Below are 19115 nucleotides of genomic sequence, written 5' to 3' on the forward strand. Positions count from 1 at the left end.
CTGTGATGAGCAATAACGTAGTTGATGCCGCGAACACGCCTGATTCTGTGGCCAGGGAGAGCGGGGAGCCGTCTTCATCGGCATGGGTGGCGGTGTTTTCGCTGGCCATGGGGGTCTTTGGGCTGCTCACGGCGGAATATCTGCCTGCCAGCCTGTTGACGCCGATGGCGGCGGACCTGGGGGTATCGGAGGCGCTGGCCGGTCAAGCAGTGACAGTCACCGCTGTCGTGGCATTGTTCGCCGGCCTGCTTGTGCCACGGCTGACCCGTTTGATGGACAGGCGCGTGGTGCTGTTGAGCTTCACGGGTCTGATGATCCTCTCCAACGCCTTGGTGGCGCTGTCTTCCAGCATGGGAGTGCTCCTGGTGATGCGTGTCCTTCTGGGCATCGCGCTGGGCGGGTTCTGGAGCATGGCAGCGGCTGTGGCCATGCGGTTGGTACCGCAACAGCGCGTGCCTCGCGCGCTGTCCATCATCTTCAGTGGCATTGCGGTCGGCACGGTGGTGTCGGTTCCTTTGGGGAGCTACCTCGGCGGGCTGCTGGGCTGGCGCAGCGCCTTCTGGGCCGCGACGGCGGTGGGTGGACTCACGTTTGCGTTCCAGTGGTTCACGCTGCCCCGAATGGCGCCGCGCAAGGCGGCGCTCCCAGAGTCGGTGGTGGGCCTGTTGCGCCGGCCAGGCATTGCGGTCGGAATGCTGGGCTGCGTTCTGGCGCACACCGGTCAGTACTCGCTCTTTACTTACATCCGCCCAACGTTGGAGAGCTTGGGGCAGATGAGCGCTGATGGCCTCGCGCTGATTCTGCTCGGATTCGGTGTGGCGAACTTTGTCGGCACACTCCTTGCCGGCTGGCTCATGGAGCGCAGTCTGAAAGTCACGTTGGTGATCATGCCTGCCATGGTTGGCGTCGCCGCGCTTGGCATGGTGTTGTTGCCGGTGGGCGTTGGCGGGCTTTCGATGCTGGTCGCGCTCTGGGGCCTGGCCTTCGGTGGCGTGCCTGTTGCCTGGTCGAGCTGGGTCGCGCGCGCAGTGCCAGATCAGGCCGAGAGTGCCGGCGGGATGGTGGTCGCTGCGGTGCAGTCCTCCATCGCAGCGGGCGCCGCCTTGGGCGGTCTGGTGTTTGGGCTGGGGGGCATCGTTGCCGTCCTCACCGTTGCTGCGGCAGTAATGCTGCTCGCCAGCCTGCTCATTGCGTTGAGGGTCAGGGTGAGCCCGCCGACGTTGTCGGCAGGCCCGGCGTTTCATAGTTAGCCGACAGTCGACCACTTCCGCTAGAGTGTCGCACCCTGTTTGAACTGGCGCCCGCATACGAGCATGCGCTTAGAGGACGTTGTTGTTGATGATGTTGAAAGCTCTGGTGGTGTTGTTCTTGGTGTTGGCTTCGGTTCCTGGCATGGCAGCAGAGCTGGTCGGCCGCGCGACGGTCACGGACGGGGACACGCTCACCGTGGCGAAGCAGCGCATTCGCCTGTGGGGCATCGATGCGCCGGAGAGCGCCCAGCAATGCACCGCCAACGACGGACGTCCATGGCCCTGTGGCCGACGGTCCGCTGCTGCGCTGGACGGCTATGTGCTGGACAAGACCGTTCGTTGCCAGCCCAAGGACACGGACCGCTACGGCCGGGTGGTGGCGGAGTGCTTTGTCCAAGGGCAGTCGGTCAATCGGCGGATGGTGCGCGCGGGTTGGGCGGTCGCGTATCGCGAATATGCGACGGCATTCATCCCAGATGAAGCCGACGCGCGCCAGCACCAGCGGAACCTCTGGCAGGGGCCGTTCCAGATGCCAGCTGACTATCGTCGCAGCAAGCGTGAGCAGACGGCACGACAATCCCCGGTGGCCGCTCCGCCGGCGGCGGGAGGATGCCGCATCAAGGGCAACATCTCCCGCGAAGGCAGGAAGATCTACCACGTGCCAGGCCAGCGGGACTACGAACGCACGAGCATCGACCTGAGCCGCGGCGAGCGCATGTTCTGCAGCCCTGCGGATGCCATGCGCGCAGGGTGGCAGCCGGCGAAGCGCTGAGCGTCTCAACCCCTCCCATGCAGGCGGCGACGCAGCGCGCCCGCCGCTGCCGCGATGGCCATCGCAGGCAGCGCGAGGACCAGCGCGTATACCAGCCCGGCCAGCAACAACGGACCAACGCCCGACATCACGACCACCACCGGCACCTGCAGCGCCATGAGCAACAGTCCCCATAGCCACGCCTTCCGGGGGAAACAGGCGCCTAGCACTGCGGCAATGGCCAATGCGATGGGATAGACGACGGTCCAGAACGCAGGCGCGTCCCAAGGCTCGCCCCCGGGCGTCCGCCAGGCCACCAGCACCCAGAACACCACGCCGACCTTCAGCGTGACAGCAGTTGCTGCAATGGAATTTCCCGTCATCCGCATTGTTGGTCTCCCGCACGAAGATGCAGGATGCCACTGTTGCGTTGACGGTGTATGACTCGCACTGGCACGGGGATGCGCAGCAGCAGCCAGGCGCGTGTAGGTGCTGGAGCAGGAGCTTCGACGGCTCTGCAACGGGTGCCGACGCCACGCGGGTTTGACGGATTCGCCAGGAACGAATCGGGACAGGTAAATGTCCCATTGCTTTGTGTGGTTGTACGTATCCTCCGGCCGGGATAGAGTCGAAACCACGCGGATAATCCAGGGGAAGGAGATGGCGTCAGTAGCGCTTCGGGTGCGTGCAGAGAAACAGTCTGCGGAAGCGGCTGAAGAAACGTAAGGGAGTGCGGCCTGCATGGCCACACCATAGTCCCGCCATTCAATATTGTTGGATTTACTGGAAAAGGCTATGCATCGTCTGCTGACATTGATGCTGATGGTTTCAATGCCGGTGGCTGCTGCCGAGCCTGCAGGTTCCATGCCCGTTCGATTTCAGGGTGAATGGGCTGCAGGGCCTGCGTATTGCGGCAGCGAGATCGATGACACGGCGATTACCATTCGGGCCAAACGAATCATCTACTGGGAAAGCGATGGGCCGATCAAAGCTGTCGTGGTAAACGGAAAGAATGAGGTGGCGTTGATCGCCGAGCTATCGGGTGAGGGCGACACATGGCTTGCAACCGCACAGTTCAAGCTTAGTGATGACGGGAACAGGCTGACCTCCATTAGCGACTCAGGCCGCGAGATTGTTCGATACCGATGTCCGCAACGTGCTCGCGTTTCTGGCTGATGGACGTTCATGATGCTGCGTGAAAACGGCATGCAGCCAAATCATCCCAAGTTGATGGCGCAGATGCGCCATCAAGTCGCTTGCATGCAATTCGCTTTCTCGCGTAACAGCACACCCTACAACTGCCCTTTGATCCCCCGATAATCCCGCGGCGACATCCCCACGGTCGCCTTGAACTGCCGTGCAAATGCGCTTTGATCCGCAAAACCGCACTGCTGCCCGATGCTGGCGATGCTCTCATCGCCATGCAGCAGGCGCATCGCCGCTTCGATCCGCAGTTTCGTGAGTAGTTGCTGCGGCGTCACCTGGAACACGCGCCGGAAGTGGCGCTCCAGCTGCGCAACGGACAGCTCGGCGAGATTGGCCAGCGACTGCACGCGCAGCTGTTCGTCGTAATGGTTCTGCATGTGTTCCAGCACCTTGTTCAATCGTTCGAACGCCGAGTGCTTGTTGTCGGGCTGGCCGAGATCGCGTGAGACACCGATGACACCGGACACCTCGTCGTTCTGGCACAACGGACGTTTGAACGTCAGGCACCAGCCCGGCATGCGGTTGGGATACAGATGCACTTCCAGTTGGTTGTCGATGACTTCGCCGCACAGCACGCGACGGTCCTGGATGGTGTAGCTGCCACCGAGGGGAAGCGGGAACAGCTCAAGCGCGGTTCTGCCGATCACGTCGCTGCGCTGCTTGCGGCCGAGGCGTCGCACCAGGGTCAGGTTGCAGTGTGTGTAACGCCCCTCCTGGTCCTTGATGAAGAACACCACTTCAGGGAGTTCATCGAACAAAGACTGCATTTCTTTGCCGGAAAGGTTGACGTCCATCGAATCCACTGGCGGTCTGCTGGAGGGCATGTGGCTCCGATCCTAGCGCAAAGCGGGGCGCCTGCAAGCGGCGTCGATTGTGCAGATTTCCGCATTTGCCACCGCCATTCCACGCTAGTCGCGGTGGTGGCCGGATGGGAGCATCGTTGCCATGCATACCATCGACGTGATCGACTCCCACACCGCCGGCGAGCCTACCCGGGTCGTCCTTTCCGGCTTCCCCGACCTGGGCGAGGGCGACCTTGCGCAGTGCCGCGAGCGCTTCCGTACCGAGTTCGACCACTGGCGCAGTGCGATCGCCTGTGAGCCTCGTGGCTCGGACACGATGGTCGGCGCGCTGCTGCTGCCGCCGCGGGATCCGCGCGCCTGCGTCGGGGTGATCTTCTTCAACAATGTGGGCTATCTGGGCATGTGTGGCCACGGCACCATCGGCGTGGTCCGCACGCTGCTGGAGCTCGGGCGGATCGGACCGGGACAGCACCTGATCGAGACGCCGGTCGGTAACGTCGGTGTCGACCTGGACGCGGCCGGCAACATCGCCGTCGACAACGTGGAAAGCTACCGGCATGCCGCGGGGATCGAGGTGGAGGTGGCCGGCCATGGCCGTGTGCGCGGCGACATCGCCTGGGGCGGCAACTGGTTCTACATCACCGAGCAGTCTCCGTGCGCACTGGAGCTGTCGAACCAGCGCGAGCTCACTGCCTATACCGAGGCCATCCGCCAGGCGCTGGCGGCCGCGGGCATCACCGGTGCAGACGGTGGCGAGATCGACCATGTCGAGGTGAATGGCCTCGCACCGGATGGCAGCGGCCAGGCGCGCAATTTCGTGTTGTGCCCGGGCCTGGCCTATGACCGCTCGCCGTGTGGCACCGGTACCAGCGCCAAGCTGGCCTGTCTGGCGGCGGACGGCAAGCTGGCCGAGGGGGCGCGCTGGATCCAGCAGGGCATTCTGGGCAGCGCCTTCGAAGGCAGCTACCGGTTGAGTGGGCGTGGCATCGCACCGCGCATCAGCGGCACCGCGCACATCACTGCCCGGGCCCAGTTGTTGATCGATCCGGTCGACCCGTTCGCCTGGGGCATCGGTGCCGAGGCCAGCGCGCACGGATGAACACCTACGACCTGATCATCGTCGGCGCCGGCATTGTCGGTGCAGCGTGCGCGGAAGCCGCCGCGGCCGAAGGCCTGCGCGTGGCGGTGATCGAGCCGGGCCCGGTCGGTGGCGGCTCGACGGCGGCGGCGATGGGGCATCTGGTGGCGATGGATGACGATCCGGCGGAGTTGGCGCTGTCGGCTTACTCGCTGCGGCTGTGGGAACGCTATGCGCGCCTGAAAGAGGCCGAGTTCAGCCGCTGTGGCACCTTGTGGGTGGCACGTAACGCACGCGAGCTGGAGACGGTACCGGCCAAGATCGCCCGGTTGGCGAAGGCGGGCATCGATGCGGCACTGGTCGATGCCACGCAGCTGTACCAGTTCGAGCCGAACCTGGTGCCCGGCCTGGCCGGGGGCATGCGGGTCGCCAGCGAGGCGGTGGTGTATCCACCGCGCATGGCGCGTTATCTGGTCGACCAGGCCTGCCAACACGGTGCGCAGCTGTATGCCGGGCGCCGCGTGGTCGGGCTGCTCGATCACGGGGTGCGTCTGGATGATGGCGAAGCGCTGTCCGGTCCGGTGCTGGTGGCAAGCGGCGTGGATCTGCCACAGCTGTTGCCGGAGCTGCCGATGCGTCCACGCAAGGGTCAGCTGGTCATCACCGACCGCTACCCGGGCCTGGTCCATCACCAGCTGCTGGCCTTGGACTATGCGGATTCGGCACATGGCGATGCGGACACCAGCGTTGCCTTCAACGTGCAGCCGCGGCCCACCGGACAGATCCTGATCGGCTCCTCTCGCCAATTCAACGTGTCCGATCGTGACGTGTCGTTGCCGCTGTTGCGGCAGATGCTGGGGCAGGCGTTTGCGTTCCTGCCGGTGCTGCGCGAACTGCAGGCGATCCGCATCTGGACCGGGGTGCGCCCGGCCACGCCGGATGGGCGGCCTTACGTGGGGCCGGTACTGGGGCGGCGCAGTGTATGGGTGGCAGCGGGCCATGAAGGCTTGGGTGTCACCACGGCACTGGGCACGGCGCGTTTGATCGTGGACAGCGTGCTGGGCCGCACGCCGGCGATCGACCCGGCCCCCTATCTGCCGGACCGCGCGATCACCGGAGTGGCCGCATGAGCTCGCGCGTGTGTCTGTCGGTCAACGCAACCCCCGTCCACGTGCCTGAAGGGGCAACGGTGGCGGTGGCGATCGCGCTCGCCGGAGGCGCCTTCCGGACGTCGCGCGGCGGGGAGCAGCGCGCGCCGCTGTGCGGCATGGGCGTGTGTTTTGAGTGCCGGGTGCGCATTGATGGGATTGCCCAGCTGCGCGCCTGCATGACCCCGGCGCGCGAAGGCATGCAGGTACGTACCGATGGCTGAGTCCGTGCGCCATTACGACGTGCTGGTGGTGGGCGCCGGTCCAGCCGGGCTGGCCGCTGCCCGTGCCGCGGCCGCGCATGGCGTGCGTGTGGGCATCGTGGATGCGCAGCCGCGCGCCGGTGGCCAGGTCTGGCGTCACGATGTGGCCCATGGTGCGCCGCCGATGGCGCGACGCGCGCTGGACATCCTCGGTTCCGGCCAGGTCGAGTGGCTCGCCCAGACCCAGGTGACGATGGCCCAATCGGGCTGGCTGCTGGCCGACAGCCCTGCCGGTCCCCGCGAACTGCACTACGGCAGCCTGGTGCTGGCCACTGGCGCGCGCGAGCTGCTGTTGCCATTCCCCGGCTGGACGCTGCCCGGTGTGACGGGTGCGGGGGGCGCGCAGGCGCTGGCCAAGCAGGGCTGGCCGCTGGCGGGCCGGCGGGTGGTGGTGGCCGGCAGTGGCCCCTTGCTGTTGGCCAGCGCGGCAACACTGCGTCGCCACGGTGCACGCGTGCTGGGGATTCATGAGCAGGCCTCGCGGCGCGCGTTGGCCGGCTTCGCACTGCGGCTGCCGCGCTGGCCGAGCAAGGCCTTGCAGGCCGCTGCGCTGCAGGTGCAGCTGGCCGGCATCGGCTACCACGCCGGGAGCGTGGTGGTGGGTGCGTATGGCGACACGCAGCTGCGCGAAATCGAGATCGAGGGTCCGCGCGGCCGCCACCATATCGCCTGTGATCAGCTCGCGGTCGGCTACGGCCTGGTGCCGAACACTGAACTGGCTGAGCTGCTCGGCTGCCGTCTGGAACGCAGCGGTGCGCACCCGCAGGTGGCGGTCGATGCGCTGCTGCGCAGCAGCGTGGCCAATGTCTTCGCGGCAGGTGAAGCGCTGGGCATCGGCGGGCGCGACAGCGCGCTGGTCGAAGGCGCCATCGCCGGCTGCATGGCGGCCGGGGGCACCGATGCCGCACAGGCGCTGCAGTCGCGGCGCCGCCAGGTGCGCGCGTTCGCCACCGAACTCCAGCGCACCTTTGCGCTGGATCCGCGCATCCATGCCCTGGCGCAGGACGACACCCTGGTCTGCCGTTGCGAAGACGTGCCACTGCGCGCGTTGCGTGGTTTCACCGACCCGCGCGACGCCAAGCTCGCCTCGCGTTGTGGCATGGGCGCCTGCCAAGGCCGTATCTGCGGCACCGCACTGGCCGAACTCGGCCTGGGCGATGCCGAACGTTCCACCGATGGCGGCCGCCGGCCGCCCTTGTTCCCGGTCCGCCTCGCGGCGCTGGCCGACTCCTTCACCGACGACTCGCAAGGGATACATCCATGAGCAATGCCTCTTTCTGGAAGGGCGTCCTGCCCGCCATCACCACCCCGTTCCATGCCGACGGCAGCGTCGATCATGCGTTCCTGGCCAAGCATGCGGTGCAGCTGGTCGATGCCGGTTCCACCGCCATCGTGCCGCTGGGCTCGCTGGGCGAAGCGGCGACGCTGAGCTTTGATGAGAAGGTGGCCATCGTCGCCACCCTGGTGAAGGCGGTCGGCGACCGCGTGCCGGTGGTGCCGGGCATTGCCGCGCTGTCCACCGAGGAAGCGGTCACGCTGGCGCAGGCGGTCAAGGCCGCCGGTGCAGGTGGCCTGATGGTGCTGCCGGTCTATGTCTACACGTCCGATTGGCACGAGGCTGCCGCGCATGCGCGCGCCGTGCTGGGTGCCACCGATCTGCCGTGCATCCTCTACAACAACCCGGTGGCCTACCGCACCGACATCCTGCCGGCCCAGATCGCGCAGCTGGCCGGTGAGTTCGCCAACCTGCAGGCCGTCAAGGAATCCTCGGGTGAGATCCGCCGCTTCGCGGCGATCAAGGAACTGCTGGGCGACCGCCTGGTGCTGCTGGTCGGCATGGACGATGCGATCGTGGAAGGCTTGGCGATGGGCGCCGAAGGCTGGATTGCGGGCCTGGTGAACGCCTATCCGGTGGAGTCGGTGCAGCTGTTCGAGCTGGCCCGTGATGGCGGGTACGCCGCTTCTGCGGAGCTGTACAACTGGTTCCTGCCGCTGCTGCGCCTGGATACCGTGCCCAAGTTCGTCCAGCTGATCAAACTGGTCCAGGCCAAGGTCGGGCTGGGCAGCGAAACCGTGCGCGCCCCGCGTCTGGTGGTCGAAGGCGCCGAACGTGCGGACGCACTGGCCATCATCGACCACGCCATTGCAACCAAGAAGGCCTGATATGACGCATGTCGAACCGCTTCTGCTGGCGGGACGCTGGCAACCGAGCCTGTCGCTGCAGGGAAGCTTCCGCGCGGCGGATCCCACCACCGGCGAGCACATCGGACCCGCATTCCCCGTCAGCGGTGCGGCCGACATCGAGACCGCGGTCGCGGCGGCCAGTGCGGTGGCGGCCGAGCTGGCCGCCGCACCCGTCTCGCGCGTCGCGGCCTTCCTGGAGGCTTACGCCGACGCGCTGGATGCCGATGCGGACACGCTGGTGGCACTGGCCCACCCCGAAACCGCGTTGCCGGCCCCCACGCGTCTGCGCGGCAACGAGCTGCCGCGCACCACCGGCCAGCTGCGCCAGGCCGCAGTGGCCGTGCGCAGCTTCAGCTGGACCCAGCCGGTGATCGACACCGCTGCGGGACTGCGCTCGCACCTTGCGCCCCTGTCCAAGCCGGTGCTGGTGTTCGGCCCCAACAATTTCCCGTTCGCGTTCAACGCGATCGCGGGCAGCGATTTCGCCTCGGCGATCGCAGCCCGCAATCCGGTGATCGCCAAAGCCCATCCGCTGCACCCGGCCACCAGCCAGCGCATGGCGCAGCTGGCCCACACCGCGTTGGTACAGGCCGGGCTGCCGGCGGCGGCGGTGCAACTGCTGTATCAGTTCGACAATCCGCTGGGCCTGGCGCTGGCCGGCGACGCGCGGCTGGGGGCGATCGGCTTCACCGGCAGCCGTGGCGGTGGCCTGGCGCTGAAAGCTGCCGCCGATGCAGCCGGTGTGCCGTTCTACGCTGAACTCTCCAGCGTCAATCCGGTCTTCATGCTGCCGGGCGTGCTGGCCGAACGCGGCGAGGCCCTCGCGCAGGAGTTCTTTGCATCCTGCACGCTGGGCAGTGGTCAGTTCTGCACCAACCCGGGCGTGGTGGTGGTGCCGCACGGGTCCGATGGCGATGCCTTCGTTGCCGCCGCCACGTCGCACTTCGCTGCGGCCGCGCCGATGGTGTTGTTCTCCCAGGGCGGCCTGGACCATCTGGCCCACGGGGTGGCGACGCTGCGCGGGGCCGGTGCGCAACTGCTGGCCGGCGGTGCGGCCGGCGAGGGCGGCTATCGGTATGTGCCGACGCTGCTGAGCGTGGATGCCGAGGCGTTCATCGCCCAGCCGCAGGCACTGCAGACCGAAGCCTTCGGTCCGGTCAGTCTGCTGGTGCGGGTCGCGGATACTGAGGCGATGGCGCAGGTCGCTGCGGCGTTCGAGGGCAACCTGACCGGCACGCTGTACCGCGCGGCCGATGGCAGCGACGACGCGGCGTGGCAGCGGATTGCTCCGGCGCTGCGCGCGCGGGTGGGCCGCCTGATCAATTCGAAGATGCCGACCGGCGTAGCGGTGAGCGCGGCGCAGAACCACGGTGGACCGTTCCCGAGCACCGGCCACCCCGGTTTCACCTCGGTGGGCATGCCGGGTGCGATCCACCGCTTCGCGGCGCTGCACAGCTACGACGCGGTACCCGATCCCTTGCTGCCGGTGGAACTGCGCGACCGCAATCCCGGCGGCGTGCAACGCAACATCGATGGTGTTGGCACCACGGCGGATGTGGGGAGCGCGGCATGAGCGGGCAGATCGGTGGGCTCAGCCTGGCCCAGGCACAGGCCCAGCTCAAGCCCTGGGAGGATCGTGCGCCGGCCATCGCTGCGGACGAGTATCAGGCGCGGATCGCGCATGCGCGGGCGCTGATGCAGGCGCAGGGCGTGGATGCGCTGCTGGTCGGCGCGGGCACGTCGCTGCGTTACTTCAGCGGCGTGCCGTGGGGCGCAACCGAGCGCCTGGTGGGCCTGCTGCTGACGCTCAGCGGCGAGCCGCTGCTGGTGTGCCCGGTATTCGAGGAAGGCTCGCTGGATGCCGTGCTGAAGCTCCCGGCCGGGAAGCGGCTGTGGGAGGAACACGACGATCCGTATGCACTGGTTGCCGCAGTGATGGCCGAGCGCGGTGCGCGCACGTTGGCGCTGGATCCGGGCATTGCCTTCGGCGTGCATACGGGCCTGGCCAGGCACCTGCCTGCGGCGGCGATCGGCGATGCCACCGCGATCATCGACGGTTGCCGCATGTGCAAGTCGCCGGCCGAGCTGGCGCTGATGCAGCAGGCCTGCGACATGACCCTGCAGGTGCATCGCCTTGCCGCCGGCATCGCTCGTGAAGGGATCGGTACGGACGAACTCGTGCGCTTCATCGACCAGGCACACCGTGCGCTGGGCGCCGACAACGGGTCCACGTTCTGCATCGTGCAGTTCGGCCATGCCACCGCATTTCCGCACGGCATCCCGGGTGTTCAGCATCTGGCCGCGGGCCAGCTGGTGCTGATCGATACCGGTTGCACGGTGCAGGGGTACCACTCCGACATCACGCGCACGTGGATCTTCGGCACCCCCGATGATGCGCAGCGCCGCATCTGGGCGCTGGAGCATGCAGCGCAGGCGGCTGCCTTCGCGGCGGTGCGTCCCGGGGTGACCTGCGCGTCGGTCGATGCTGCCGCCCGCGCAGTGCTGGAGGCGGCCGGGCTCGGCCCGGACTATTGCCTGCCGGGCCTGCCGCATCGTACCGGCCACGGCTGCGGCCTCGCCATCCATGAGGCGCCGTACCTGGTGCGCGGCAATGACACCGTTCTGCAGCCCGGCATGTGCTGCAGCAACGAACCGATGATCGTGGTGCCGGGTGCATTCGGTGTCCGGCTCGAGGACCACTTTTTCGTGACCGCGCAGGGCGCGCAGTGGTTCACCCCACCGTCGCCGGCCATCGATCGTCCGTTCGCCTGATGCCTCTTTCGTGATCGCTGCTACTGGAGTTGATGCATGGCCCTGTTCCGTCCTCTCGCCATCGGTCTGCTGGCTGCCGCGCTGGCCACTGCCTGCCAACCGTCCACCGCCCCGCCGGCGGACGTTGAAAGCCCTGCCGGCGCCGATGCCATCGCCCCTGCGGCGAAGGCCTTCGATGCGCTGCTGGATGAGCAGTGGCAGTATCAGCTGTCGCACAGCCCGGAGTTCGCCAGCATCATCGGCGACAAGCGCTACAACGACCGCTGGACCGATTACAGCCTGAGCGCTGTTGCTGCCGATCGCGCGGCAACGGCCGGGCTGCTGGCGCGCTTCGATGCGGTCGATGCCACGGCACTGGATGAGCAGCGGCAGCTGAGCCTGCAGATGATGCAGCGGCAGCTGCGCGACAAGCTGACCGCGATCGATCTGAAAACACATGAGATGCCGCTGGAGCCGGTCGGTGGCATCCAGCTGGGATTGGCCGGGATGGGCGATGCCTTCCCGTTCGAGAACGCCAAGGACTACCAGGACTACATCGCGCGGCTCAATGCCGTTCCGGCCCTGCTGGCGCAGATCATCGAGGTCTCGCGGCAGGGTGCGAAGGATGGCCTGGTGCAGCCACGCTATCTGCTCGACAGGCTGCCCGCGCAGATCGCCAGCATCGCCGCACCAGCCGGTGCCGACAGTGCGTTCGCCTCGCCGTTGAAGAAACTGGACGCGGCCGTGGCCGACCCGGCGCAGCGCGAGGCCATCCGCACCCAGCTGATGGCTGCCATTGACGGGCAGGTGCGCCCGGCCTACACCCGTCTGGCGGCCTTCGTGAAGGACGAGTACGCGGCGAAAGGGCGGGAGCACGAAGGCCTCTGGTCGCTGCCCGACGGCGACAAGCGCTATCTGTTCGCCGTGCATACCCAGACCACCACGGACAAATCGCCCGAGGAGATCCATCAGATCGGTCTGGCGGAAGTCGCGCGGATCGAAGGCGAGATGACCCGGATCGCCATCGGGCAGGGCTACCCGGACCTGGCCAGCTTCCGCAAGGCGGTGGCCACCGACAAGCGCCACTTCGCCACCTCCAGCGACCAGATCCTGACGTTGTATCGCGGCTACATCGCCGACATGGAGCCGGAGCTTCCCAAACTGTTCGGCAACCTGCCCAAGACGCCGCTGGAGGTACAGGGGATGCCGGCCTTCCGTCGCGAAGCGCCCGGTGCCGAGTACTGGCAGAGCAATCCGCAGGGCACCAAGCCGGCGATCGTGATGGTCAACGCCAACGATGCGACCGAACGCACGCTGGTCAACATCGAAACCACGGCGTATCACGAGGGTGTACCGGGGCATCACCTGCAGATTTCGTTGTCGCAGACGTTGCCGCTGCCGCCGTTCCGCCAGCAGGCCGGCTACAACGCCTTCATCGAAGGCTGGGCGTTGTATGCCGAACAGCTGGCCGGCGAGGTCGGCTTCTTCAAGGATCCCTACAGCCGGTACGGCCACCTGGCTGGCGAGCTGCTGCGTGCCAACCGCCTGGTGCTGGACACCGGCGTGCACTACAAGCGATGGACCCGTCGGCAGATGGTGGACTTCTTCCACGCCCATCCCTCCGACGATGAGCCCAGCATCCAGGCCGAGACCGACCGCTACATCGTCTGGCCGGGGCAGGCACTGGGGTACAAGATCGGCCAGCTCGACATCCTCGCCCTGCGCGCCCGTGCAGAGCAGGCGCTGGGTGACCGGTTCGACATCCGCGCGTTCCATGACGCGGTGCTGGGCGGCGGCGCGATGCCGCTGGACCTGCTCGACGCCCGTATCGAGGCCTGGATCGCCCATGCCCAGGCCGCACCGGTGCGCAGCGCCGATGCCACCGCCAAGGAGACCCCATGAACCTGCGTTCCCCTCTGTCGCTTGCCCTGCTGTTGGGCATCAGCGCGACCGGCCTGATGACCCCGTCTGCCGACGCCGCAGGCGCGGGTGCCACCGCTGGCACCGCGACCGCCAATGACGCTGCGGCACGCTTCAAGGCGCTGTACACGCGCGAATGGACCTGGCGCGCGCAACAACAGGCCGGGGGCGATGACGAGAACGGTGGCGGACGGCCGGCAGACCACCTGCCCAGGGTCGACCCGGCGACGCAGGACATGCGCACCGCGTACTGGCAGCAGGTATTGAAGGAACTGGATACGGTTCCGCAGGCGCAGCTGCCGGCGGTGGACCAGGTGAACTACCAGGTCTACCGGCAGCAGATCGAGGTGCTGCTGGACCAGCAGCGCTACCGTGCCTGGGAAATGCCGTTCAACAGCGATACCGCGTTCTGGACCAATCTGGGGTTCACCGCGCGCGGCACCTTCCATAGCGCCGATGACTATCGCCGCTATCTGGCACAGCTGGCCGACATCCCGCGCTACTTCAACGACCAGACCGCCAACATGCGCGCCGGCCTGGCGCGTGGCTTCAGTCAACCGCGGGTGACGCTCACCGGCCGTGACCAGTCGATCGCCGATGTGGCGCAGGCCACGGGCGAGGCGAATCTGTTCTACACCCCGTTCAAGCAGATGCCCGCCAGCATTCCGCCCGCGCAACAGGCCCAGCTACGGCAGCAGGCGCTGGCGGCGATCTCCGGCAGCGTGATCCCGGCGTACAGCGCGCTGCTGCGCTTCATGCGCGAGGAGTATGTGCCGAAGGCACGTACCACGCTGGCCGGCGAAGCGCTGCCGGATGGAAAAGCGTATTACCGCGCGCAGATCCGCGAATTCGTCACCCGCGACATGTCGCCTGCGCAGATCCACCAGATCGGCCTGGATGCAGTGGCGCGGCTGCGCGCGGAGATGCAGCAGGTGATGGACGAGGTGGGGTACAAGGGCAGCTTCGCCGATTTCCTGACCTTCCTGCGGACCGATCCGCAGTTCTATGCCAAAACGCCGCAGGAACTGCTGAACCACGCCGCCTGGATCGCCAAGACCATGGACGGCAATCTCGGCCGCTACTTCGGTCGCGTACCGCGCCAGCGCTTCACCATCAAGCCGGTGCCCGATGATCTGGCACCGTTCTACACCGGTGGGCGCGGCGGGCTGGATACCTATTGGCTCAATACCTACAACCTGCCGTCGCGGCCGCTGTACGTGCTGCCGGCACTGACCCTGCACGAATCCTCGCCCGGCCACTCGCTGCAGATGTCGCTGGCGGCCGAAGACACGGGCCTGCCCGACTTCCGTCGTTACACCTACATCTCCGCCTACGGAGAGGGCTGGGCACTGTACTGCGAATACCTTGGTCAGGAGATGGGCATGTACACCACGCCCTACGAGCGCTTCGGCTACCTGACCTACCAGATGTGGCGTGCAGCGCGGCTGGTGATCGACACCGGCGTGCACAGCCAGGGCTGGAGCCGCGAACAGGCGCTGGCCTACCTGCGCGACAACGCGGCGCTGAGCGAGCATGAAATCACCACCGAGGTCGACCGCTACATCGCCTGGCCGGGCCAGGCGTTGTCGTACTACCTCGGTGAACTGGAGATCCTCACGCTGCGCCGGAAGGCCGAGGCCGCGCTGGGCGAGCGGTTCGACATCCGCCACTTCCATGATGCGGTGCTGTCGCTCGGGTCGGTGCCGCTGCCGGTGCTGGAGACGCGCATCGACCGCTTCATCGCCGAGGGCGGCACGTCGCCATGGGCGGATGGCCCGCGCTGACGCATCGAACCTTCTTCGCCTGCACGTTGCGGCGCTGCTGCCGCAACGGTAACGGCCCGCAACGTTTCACCGGAGCACGCTCATGGCTTCAGCAGGAAAGTTCCACAAACGCCTCAGCCTGACCGACCTGACCTTCATCGGCCTGGGCTCGATCTTCGGCTCAGGCTGGTTGTTCGCCGCCAGTCATGTGTCTTCCATCGCCGGGCCGGCCGGCATCCTGTCGTGGATCATCGGCGGCATCGCGGTGTTCCTGCTCGGCCTGGTGTATTGCGAACTGGGCGCAGCGCTGCCGAGGGCCGGCGGCGTGGTGCGCTACCCGGAGTACTCGCATGGCACGCTGCTGGGCTGGCTGACCGGGTTCATCACGTTGATCGCGTTCTCCAGCCTGATCGCGATCGAAGTGGAAGCCTGCCGACAGTACGCCGCGGCGTGGTTTCCCTCGCTGAGCCAGCCGGGCAGCAGCCACCCCACGCTCCTGGGCTGGCTGTTGCAGTTCGGGCTGCTGGTGCTGTTCTTCCTGTTGAACTACTTCAGCGTCAAGACGTTCGCACGGGCCAACAACATCATCAGCGTGTTCAAGTTCCTGGTGCCGCTGCTGGTGATCGTGCTGCTGCTCGCGCACTTCAATCCGGACAACCTGACCAGCCAGGGCTTTGCCCCCTCCGGCATGGCGGGCGTGGAGGCGGCGATCTCCGCCGGTGGCATCATCTTCGCCTACCTGGGGCTGACCCCGATCGTGTCGGTGGCCAGCGAGGTGCGTAATCCACAGCGAACGATCCCCATCGCGCTGATCCTCTCGGTTGCGCTGTCCACGGTGATCTATGTGCTGCTGCAACTGTCCTTCCTCGGTGCGGTGCCCGGCGATGTGCTGGCCAACGGCTGGGCCGGAATGGACAAGGTGTTCTCGCTGCCCTATCGCGATATCGCGCTCGCCCTGGGCATGGGCTGGCTGGCGACGCTGGTGGTGGCCGACGCGGTGGTGTCGCCCAGCGGCACCGGCAACATCTACATGAACGCCACGCCGCGCGTGGTGTACGGGTGGGCACGCAGCAGCGGCTTCCTCTCCATCCTGACCCGGGTGGATGCGAAGTCGGGCATTCCGCGCCCGGCACTGTGGCTGAGCTTTGCGCTGTCGGTGTTCTGGACACTGCCGTTCCCCTCGTGGGAGACGCTGATCGGGGTGGTCTCGGCGGCGCTGGTGCTGAGCTACGCCATCGCGCCGGTCACGGTCGCGGCGCTGCGCCGCAGTGCGCCGGACCTGGAGCGCCCGTTCCGGGTGAAAGGGCTGGTAGTGCTGGGGCCGCTGTCGTTCGTGATCGCCGCCTTGATCGTCTACTGGTCGACCTGGACCACGGTCTCGTGGCTGCTTGGCCTGCAGGTCGTGATCTATGTCGGTTATGTGGTGTCGCAGCTGTTCGATCCGCAGCGGCGCGCACGCGTGGTGCGTCAGGTGCGCAGCTCGGCCTGGCTGATCGCGTTCTTCCTTCTGGTGATGGGCGTGTCGTGGCTGGGCACGTTCGGGGGCATCGGTGTGATCGCGCACCCGTGGGATACCGCCTGTGTGGCGGTGATTGCATTTCTCATCTATCACTGGGGCGCGCGCAGCGGTCTGAGCAGCGCGGAACTCACACTGGAGGAAGACGATGGTGAGTAAGTGGCAGGCACGGATCGCTCTGGCCTGCATCGCGTGGGTGGCTGCTTCGGCCAGTGCCGCGCCAGGCGTCGCCGATTACGAGCGATCACTGGGTCTGCGCGAGGCATGGAGCGGGTTGACCCGCGACGTGGCGTTCCCGGCGCAGTGGCGCAGCGACGGTCACTTCTACTACCGGCGCACGGTGGAGGGGGGCTTTGCGTTCGTGCTTGGCACACCGGGCAGCGATGCACTGCAGCCGGCATTTGATGCCGCACGGCTGGCGCAGGGGCTCTCCCAGGCAAGCCAGCAGCCCCAGACCGCCCTGAAGCTGCCGTTCTCGCGGTTCGACTATGTGGCCGAAGGCAACGACCCGAACGGTGCGATCCGCTTCTACCAGGACAGCGACTACACGCCTTGGCGTTGCACGCTGCGTGACTACGTCTGTGCGCCGGTCGCCACACCCGGGCGGCCTCGCGGGTTTGGCGTGGTGCGCGACCTGCGCATCGCGGCCGACAACGCGCCGCGGCGCTCCCCGGATGGCAAGTGGGAGGCCTATGCCGAAGGCTTCGACGTGGTGCTGCGATCCATCGCCGATGGCGGTGTGAAGCGACTGACGCGTGATGGCCGCAGCGATGCGTTCTACGATCCGGAGACGCTGGCCTGGTCGCCGGATTCGCAGCATCTGGCGGTGTATCGGGTGAAGCCGGGGCTGGCCCGGCTGGTCAACCGGGTTGAAACGTCACCCCGCGGGCAGCTGCAGCCGCTGCTGCAGACGCAGCTGTATCCCAAGCCGGGCGATCCGGTCGACATCGAGCAGCCGGTGCTGTTTGATGTGGATGGCACCCGCAAGGACATCGATACCCCACTGCTGGCCAACCCCTACGAGCTCTCGCCGATCCAGTGGCGCAGCGACAGCAGCAGTTTCAGCCTGCAGTACGTGCAGCGCGGCTTCCAGGCGGTGCGCGTGGTGGCCGTGGATGCGGCCAGCGGCCACGCGCATGCGGCGGTGGAGGAAGCGGCGAAGACCTTCGTGTATGCCGATCGCACCTACGCCCATGATGTGGGTGGGCTGGGCAAGGAGATTCTGTGGATCTCCGAACGCGATGGCTGGCGGCACCTGTACCGTGTGGACGGTACCAGCGGCAAGGTGTTGAAGCAGATCACCCGCGGTGCGTGGGTGGTGCGCGACGTGCTGCGCGTGGACGATGCACAGCGACGGATCTGGTTCACCGCCAGCGGCATGGATGAAGGCAAGGATCCCTACCAGCGGCATCTGTTCCGGGTGGATTTCGACGGCAGGGGCCTGACCCGCCTGACCGATGCGCCGGCCGACCACGACATCGCGATCTCCGACGATGGCCGGTTCTACATCGATGTGTACTCGCGCCCCGACATGGCCCCCATCGCCGAACTGCGCAGCATCGACGGCGCGCGGCTGCGTGAACTTGCGCGTGGCGACATTTCGCGGCTGCTGGCCGCCGGCTGGAAGCCCCCGGAGAGCGTCGTGACGAAGGGCCGCGACGGCAGGACCGGCATCTGGGGGATGGTGGTGCGGCCGCGGGACTACGACCCGGGCAAGCGCTACCCGGTGATCGAGAACATCTACGCCGGTCCACACGATGCGTTCGTGCCGAAGACCTTCTGGCCGTTCGGGTATCACTCCGGCGGCGACAAGCAGATCGGCATGCAGGCGCTGGCCGATCTGGGCTTCATCGTCGTGCAGATCGACGGCATGGGTACCGCCCACCGCTCCAAGGCCTTCCATGACGTGGCCTGGAAAAACCTGGGCGATTCCGGCTTCCCGGACCGCATCGCCTGGCACAAGGCGATGGCCGCCCGCGATCCGTCGTACGACATCAGTCGCGGTGTGGGCATCTACGGGGCCTCGGCCGGCGGCCAGAGCACGCTGGGCGCGCTTGAGCTGCACCCGGAGCTGTACACCGTGGGCGTGGCGATGGCGGGCTGCTTCGACAACCGCATGGACAAGATCAGCTGGAATGAGCAGTGGATGGGCTGGCCGGTGGATGAGCATTACGCGCGCGCCTCCGGTGTGGTCAACGCAGCCGGACTTCGCGGCGACCTGCTGCTGGTCGTGGGCGAGCAGGACAGCAACGTCGATCCCGCCTCGACCGCACAGGTGGTGGACGCCCTGATCCAGGCAGGCAAGGACTTTGATCTGCTGAACGTGCCGGGGGGCGAGCATTCGGTCGGCCGCTCCACCGGTCCCATCGAGTACGTGACCCGCCGCCAGTTCGACTTCTTCGTCCGCCACATGATGAAGGCGCCGACGCCGCACTGGAATTCGCGCGCGGCGCAACAGCAATGAGGATCGCCTTCCTGACCC

Annotated in this window: 16 protein-coding genes; 14 read left to right on the plus strand and 2 right to left on the minus strand. The window is 67.0% G+C overall.

Translation table 11 applies throughout. The annotated features are described in order from the left end of the window. Positions 1-5 precede the first annotated feature (5 nt). Positions 6-1250: an MFS transporter gene (locus ABE463_RS00395; protein WP_346466844.1), complete on the plus strand. Its 1245-nt coding sequence runs from the start codon at positions 6-8 to the stop codon at positions 1248-1250. An 88-nt stretch (positions 1251-1338) separates the two neighbouring features. After that, the gene (locus ABE463_RS00400; protein ID WP_259260065.1) at positions 1339-2022 is read left to right on the plus strand and encodes a thermonuclease family protein; all 684 of its coding nucleotides are present in this window, start codon (positions 1339-1341) and stop codon (positions 2020-2022) included. Positions 2023-2027: 5 nt separating this feature from the next. Here ABE463_RS00400 and ABE463_RS00405 read toward each other — a convergent pair whose 3' ends face one another. Beyond that, complete coding sequence (locus ABE463_RS00405) at positions 2028-2390, minus strand: hypothetical protein (protein WP_346466845.1); 363 nt, start codon at positions 2388-2390, stop codon at positions 2028-2030. Between the two features lie 406 nt (positions 2391-2796). Between ABE463_RS00405 and ABE463_RS00410 the strand changes: the two genes are divergently transcribed. After that, entirely contained in the window at positions 2797-3177 is a 381-nt protein-coding gene (locus ABE463_RS00410; RefSeq protein ID WP_259259668.1) for a hypothetical protein, read from the plus strand. A gap of 116 nt (positions 3178-3293) precedes the next feature. Here the strand turns inward: ABE463_RS00410 and ABE463_RS00415 are convergent, their stop codons facing one another. Beyond that, complete coding sequence (locus ABE463_RS00415; RefSeq protein WP_123729609.1) at positions 3294-4010, minus strand: AraC family transcriptional regulator; 717 nt, start codon at positions 4008-4010, stop codon at positions 3294-3296. A gap of 142 nt (positions 4011-4152) precedes the next feature. Between ABE463_RS00415 and ABE463_RS00420 the strand changes: the two genes are divergently transcribed. The 11 genes from ABE463_RS00420 to ABE463_RS00470 all read left to right on the plus strand — a co-directional run bounded on the left by ABE463_RS00420 (position 4153) and on the right by ABE463_RS00470 (position 19097). Continuing rightward, positions 4153-5109 (plus strand): proline racemase family protein, encoded by a 957-nt coding sequence (locus ABE463_RS00420; RefSeq protein WP_259259669.1) that lies wholly within the window; start codon positions 4153-4155, stop codon positions 5107-5109. Beyond that, positions 5106-6218 (plus strand): FAD-dependent oxidoreductase, encoded by a 1113-nt coding sequence (locus tag ABE463_RS00425; RefSeq protein ID WP_346466846.1) that lies wholly within the window; start codon positions 5106-5108, stop codon positions 6216-6218. Before ABE463_RS00420 ends, ABE463_RS00425 begins: the two co-directional genes overlap by 4 nt. Then, complete coding sequence (locus tag ABE463_RS00430; protein WP_346466847.1) at positions 6215-6460, plus strand: (2Fe-2S)-binding protein; 246 nt, start codon at positions 6215-6217, stop codon at positions 6458-6460. The genes ABE463_RS00425 and ABE463_RS00430 overlap by 4 nt, the downstream gene beginning before the upstream one ends. Next, complete coding sequence (locus ABE463_RS00435) at positions 6453-7763, plus strand: FAD/NAD(P)-binding oxidoreductase (protein ID WP_346466848.1); 1311 nt, start codon at positions 6453-6455, stop codon at positions 7761-7763. Before ABE463_RS00430 ends, ABE463_RS00435 begins: the two co-directional genes overlap by 8 nt. Beyond that, positions 7760-8662 carry a dihydrodipicolinate synthase family protein gene (locus ABE463_RS00440; protein ID WP_346466849.1) on the plus strand — a complete coding sequence of 301 codons (903 nt, stop codon included), beginning with the start codon at positions 7760-7762 and terminating at the stop codon, positions 8660-8662. The genes ABE463_RS00435 and ABE463_RS00440 overlap by 4 nt, the downstream gene beginning before the upstream one ends. A gap of 1 nt (position 8663) precedes the next feature. Beyond that, positions 8664-10256 carry an aldehyde dehydrogenase family protein gene (locus ABE463_RS00445; RefSeq protein WP_346466850.1) on the plus strand — a complete coding sequence of 531 codons (1593 nt, stop codon included), beginning with the start codon at positions 8664-8666 and terminating at the stop codon, positions 10254-10256. Next, the gene (locus tag ABE463_RS00450) at positions 10253-11455 is read left to right on the plus strand and encodes a Xaa-Pro peptidase family protein (RefSeq protein ID WP_259259678.1); all 1203 of its coding nucleotides are present in this window, start codon (positions 10253-10255) and stop codon (positions 11453-11455) included. The genes ABE463_RS00445 and ABE463_RS00450 overlap by 4 nt, the downstream gene beginning before the upstream one ends. 36 nt (positions 11456-11491) lie before the next feature. After that, positions 11492-13336 (plus strand): DUF885 family protein, encoded by a 1845-nt coding sequence (locus ABE463_RS00455; RefSeq protein ID WP_346466851.1) that lies wholly within the window; start codon positions 11492-11494, stop codon positions 13334-13336. Beyond that, positions 13333-15138 (plus strand): DUF885 family protein, encoded by a 1806-nt coding sequence (locus ABE463_RS00460; RefSeq protein ID WP_346466852.1) that lies wholly within the window; start codon positions 13333-13335, stop codon positions 15136-15138. The genes ABE463_RS00455 and ABE463_RS00460 overlap by 4 nt, the downstream gene beginning before the upstream one ends. Positions 15139-15220: 82 nt before the next feature. Beyond that, positions 15221-16792 (plus strand): APC family permease, encoded by a 1572-nt coding sequence (locus ABE463_RS00465; protein WP_346466853.1) that lies wholly within the window; start codon positions 15221-15223, stop codon positions 16790-16792. Next, a complete protein-coding gene (locus ABE463_RS00470) occupies positions 16785-19097 on the plus strand; it encodes a DPP IV N-terminal domain-containing protein (protein ID WP_346466854.1) in 2313 nt (770 codons plus the stop codon). Before ABE463_RS00465 ends, ABE463_RS00470 begins: the two co-directional genes overlap by 8 nt. The last annotated feature ends 18 nt before the right edge of the window (positions 19098-19115 follow it).

The organism is Stenotrophomonas sp. TWI819, from assembly GCF_039673075.1.
Classification (GTDB): domain Bacteria; phylum Pseudomonadota; class Gammaproteobacteria; order Xanthomonadales; family Xanthomonadaceae; genus Stenotrophomonas; species Stenotrophomonas rhizophila_B.

Excerpts from the sequence above, each read along its gene's own strand:
- ABE463_RS00395 (WP_346466844.1), top strand. The coding sequence starts at position 6 with ATGAGCAATAACGTAGTTGATGCCGCGAACACGCCTGATTCTGTGGCC.
- ABE463_RS00400 (WP_259260065.1), top strand. The coding sequence starts at position 1,339 with ATGATGTTGAAAGCTCTGGTGGTGTTGTTCTTGGTGTTGGCTTCGGTT.
- ABE463_RS00405 (WP_346466845.1), bottom strand. The coding sequence starts at position 2,390 with ATGCGGATGACGGGAAATTCCATTGCAGCAACTGCTGTCACGCTGAAG.
- ABE463_RS00410 (WP_259259668.1), top strand. The coding sequence starts at position 2,797 with ATGCATCGTCTGCTGACATTGATGCTGATGGTTTCAATGCCGGTGGCT.
- ABE463_RS00420 (WP_259259669.1), top strand. The coding sequence starts at position 4,153 with ATGCATACCATCGACGTGATCGACTCCCACACCGCCGGCGAGCCTACC.
- ABE463_RS00425 (WP_346466846.1), top strand. The coding sequence starts at position 5,106 with ATGAACACCTACGACCTGATCATCGTCGGCGCCGGCATTGTCGGTGCA.
- ABE463_RS00430 (WP_346466847.1), top strand. The coding sequence starts at position 6,215 with ATGAGCTCGCGCGTGTGTCTGTCGGTCAACGCAACCCCCGTCCACGTG.
- ABE463_RS00435 (WP_346466848.1), top strand. The coding sequence starts at position 6,453 with ATGGCTGAGTCCGTGCGCCATTACGACGTGCTGGTGGTGGGCGCCGGT.
- ABE463_RS00440 (WP_346466849.1), top strand. The coding sequence starts at position 7,760 with ATGAGCAATGCCTCTTTCTGGAAGGGCGTCCTGCCCGCCATCACCACC.
- ABE463_RS00445 (WP_346466850.1), top strand. The coding sequence starts at position 8,664 with ATGACGCATGTCGAACCGCTTCTGCTGGCGGGACGCTGGCAACCGAGC.
- ABE463_RS00450 (WP_259259678.1), top strand. The coding sequence starts at position 10,253 with ATGAGCGGGCAGATCGGTGGGCTCAGCCTGGCCCAGGCACAGGCCCAG.
- ABE463_RS00455 (WP_346466851.1), top strand. The coding sequence starts at position 11,492 with ATGGCCCTGTTCCGTCCTCTCGCCATCGGTCTGCTGGCTGCCGCGCTG.
- ABE463_RS00460 (WP_346466852.1), top strand. The coding sequence starts at position 13,333 with ATGAACCTGCGTTCCCCTCTGTCGCTTGCCCTGCTGTTGGGCATCAGC.
- ABE463_RS00465 (WP_346466853.1), top strand. The coding sequence starts at position 15,221 with ATGGCTTCAGCAGGAAAGTTCCACAAACGCCTCAGCCTGACCGACCTG.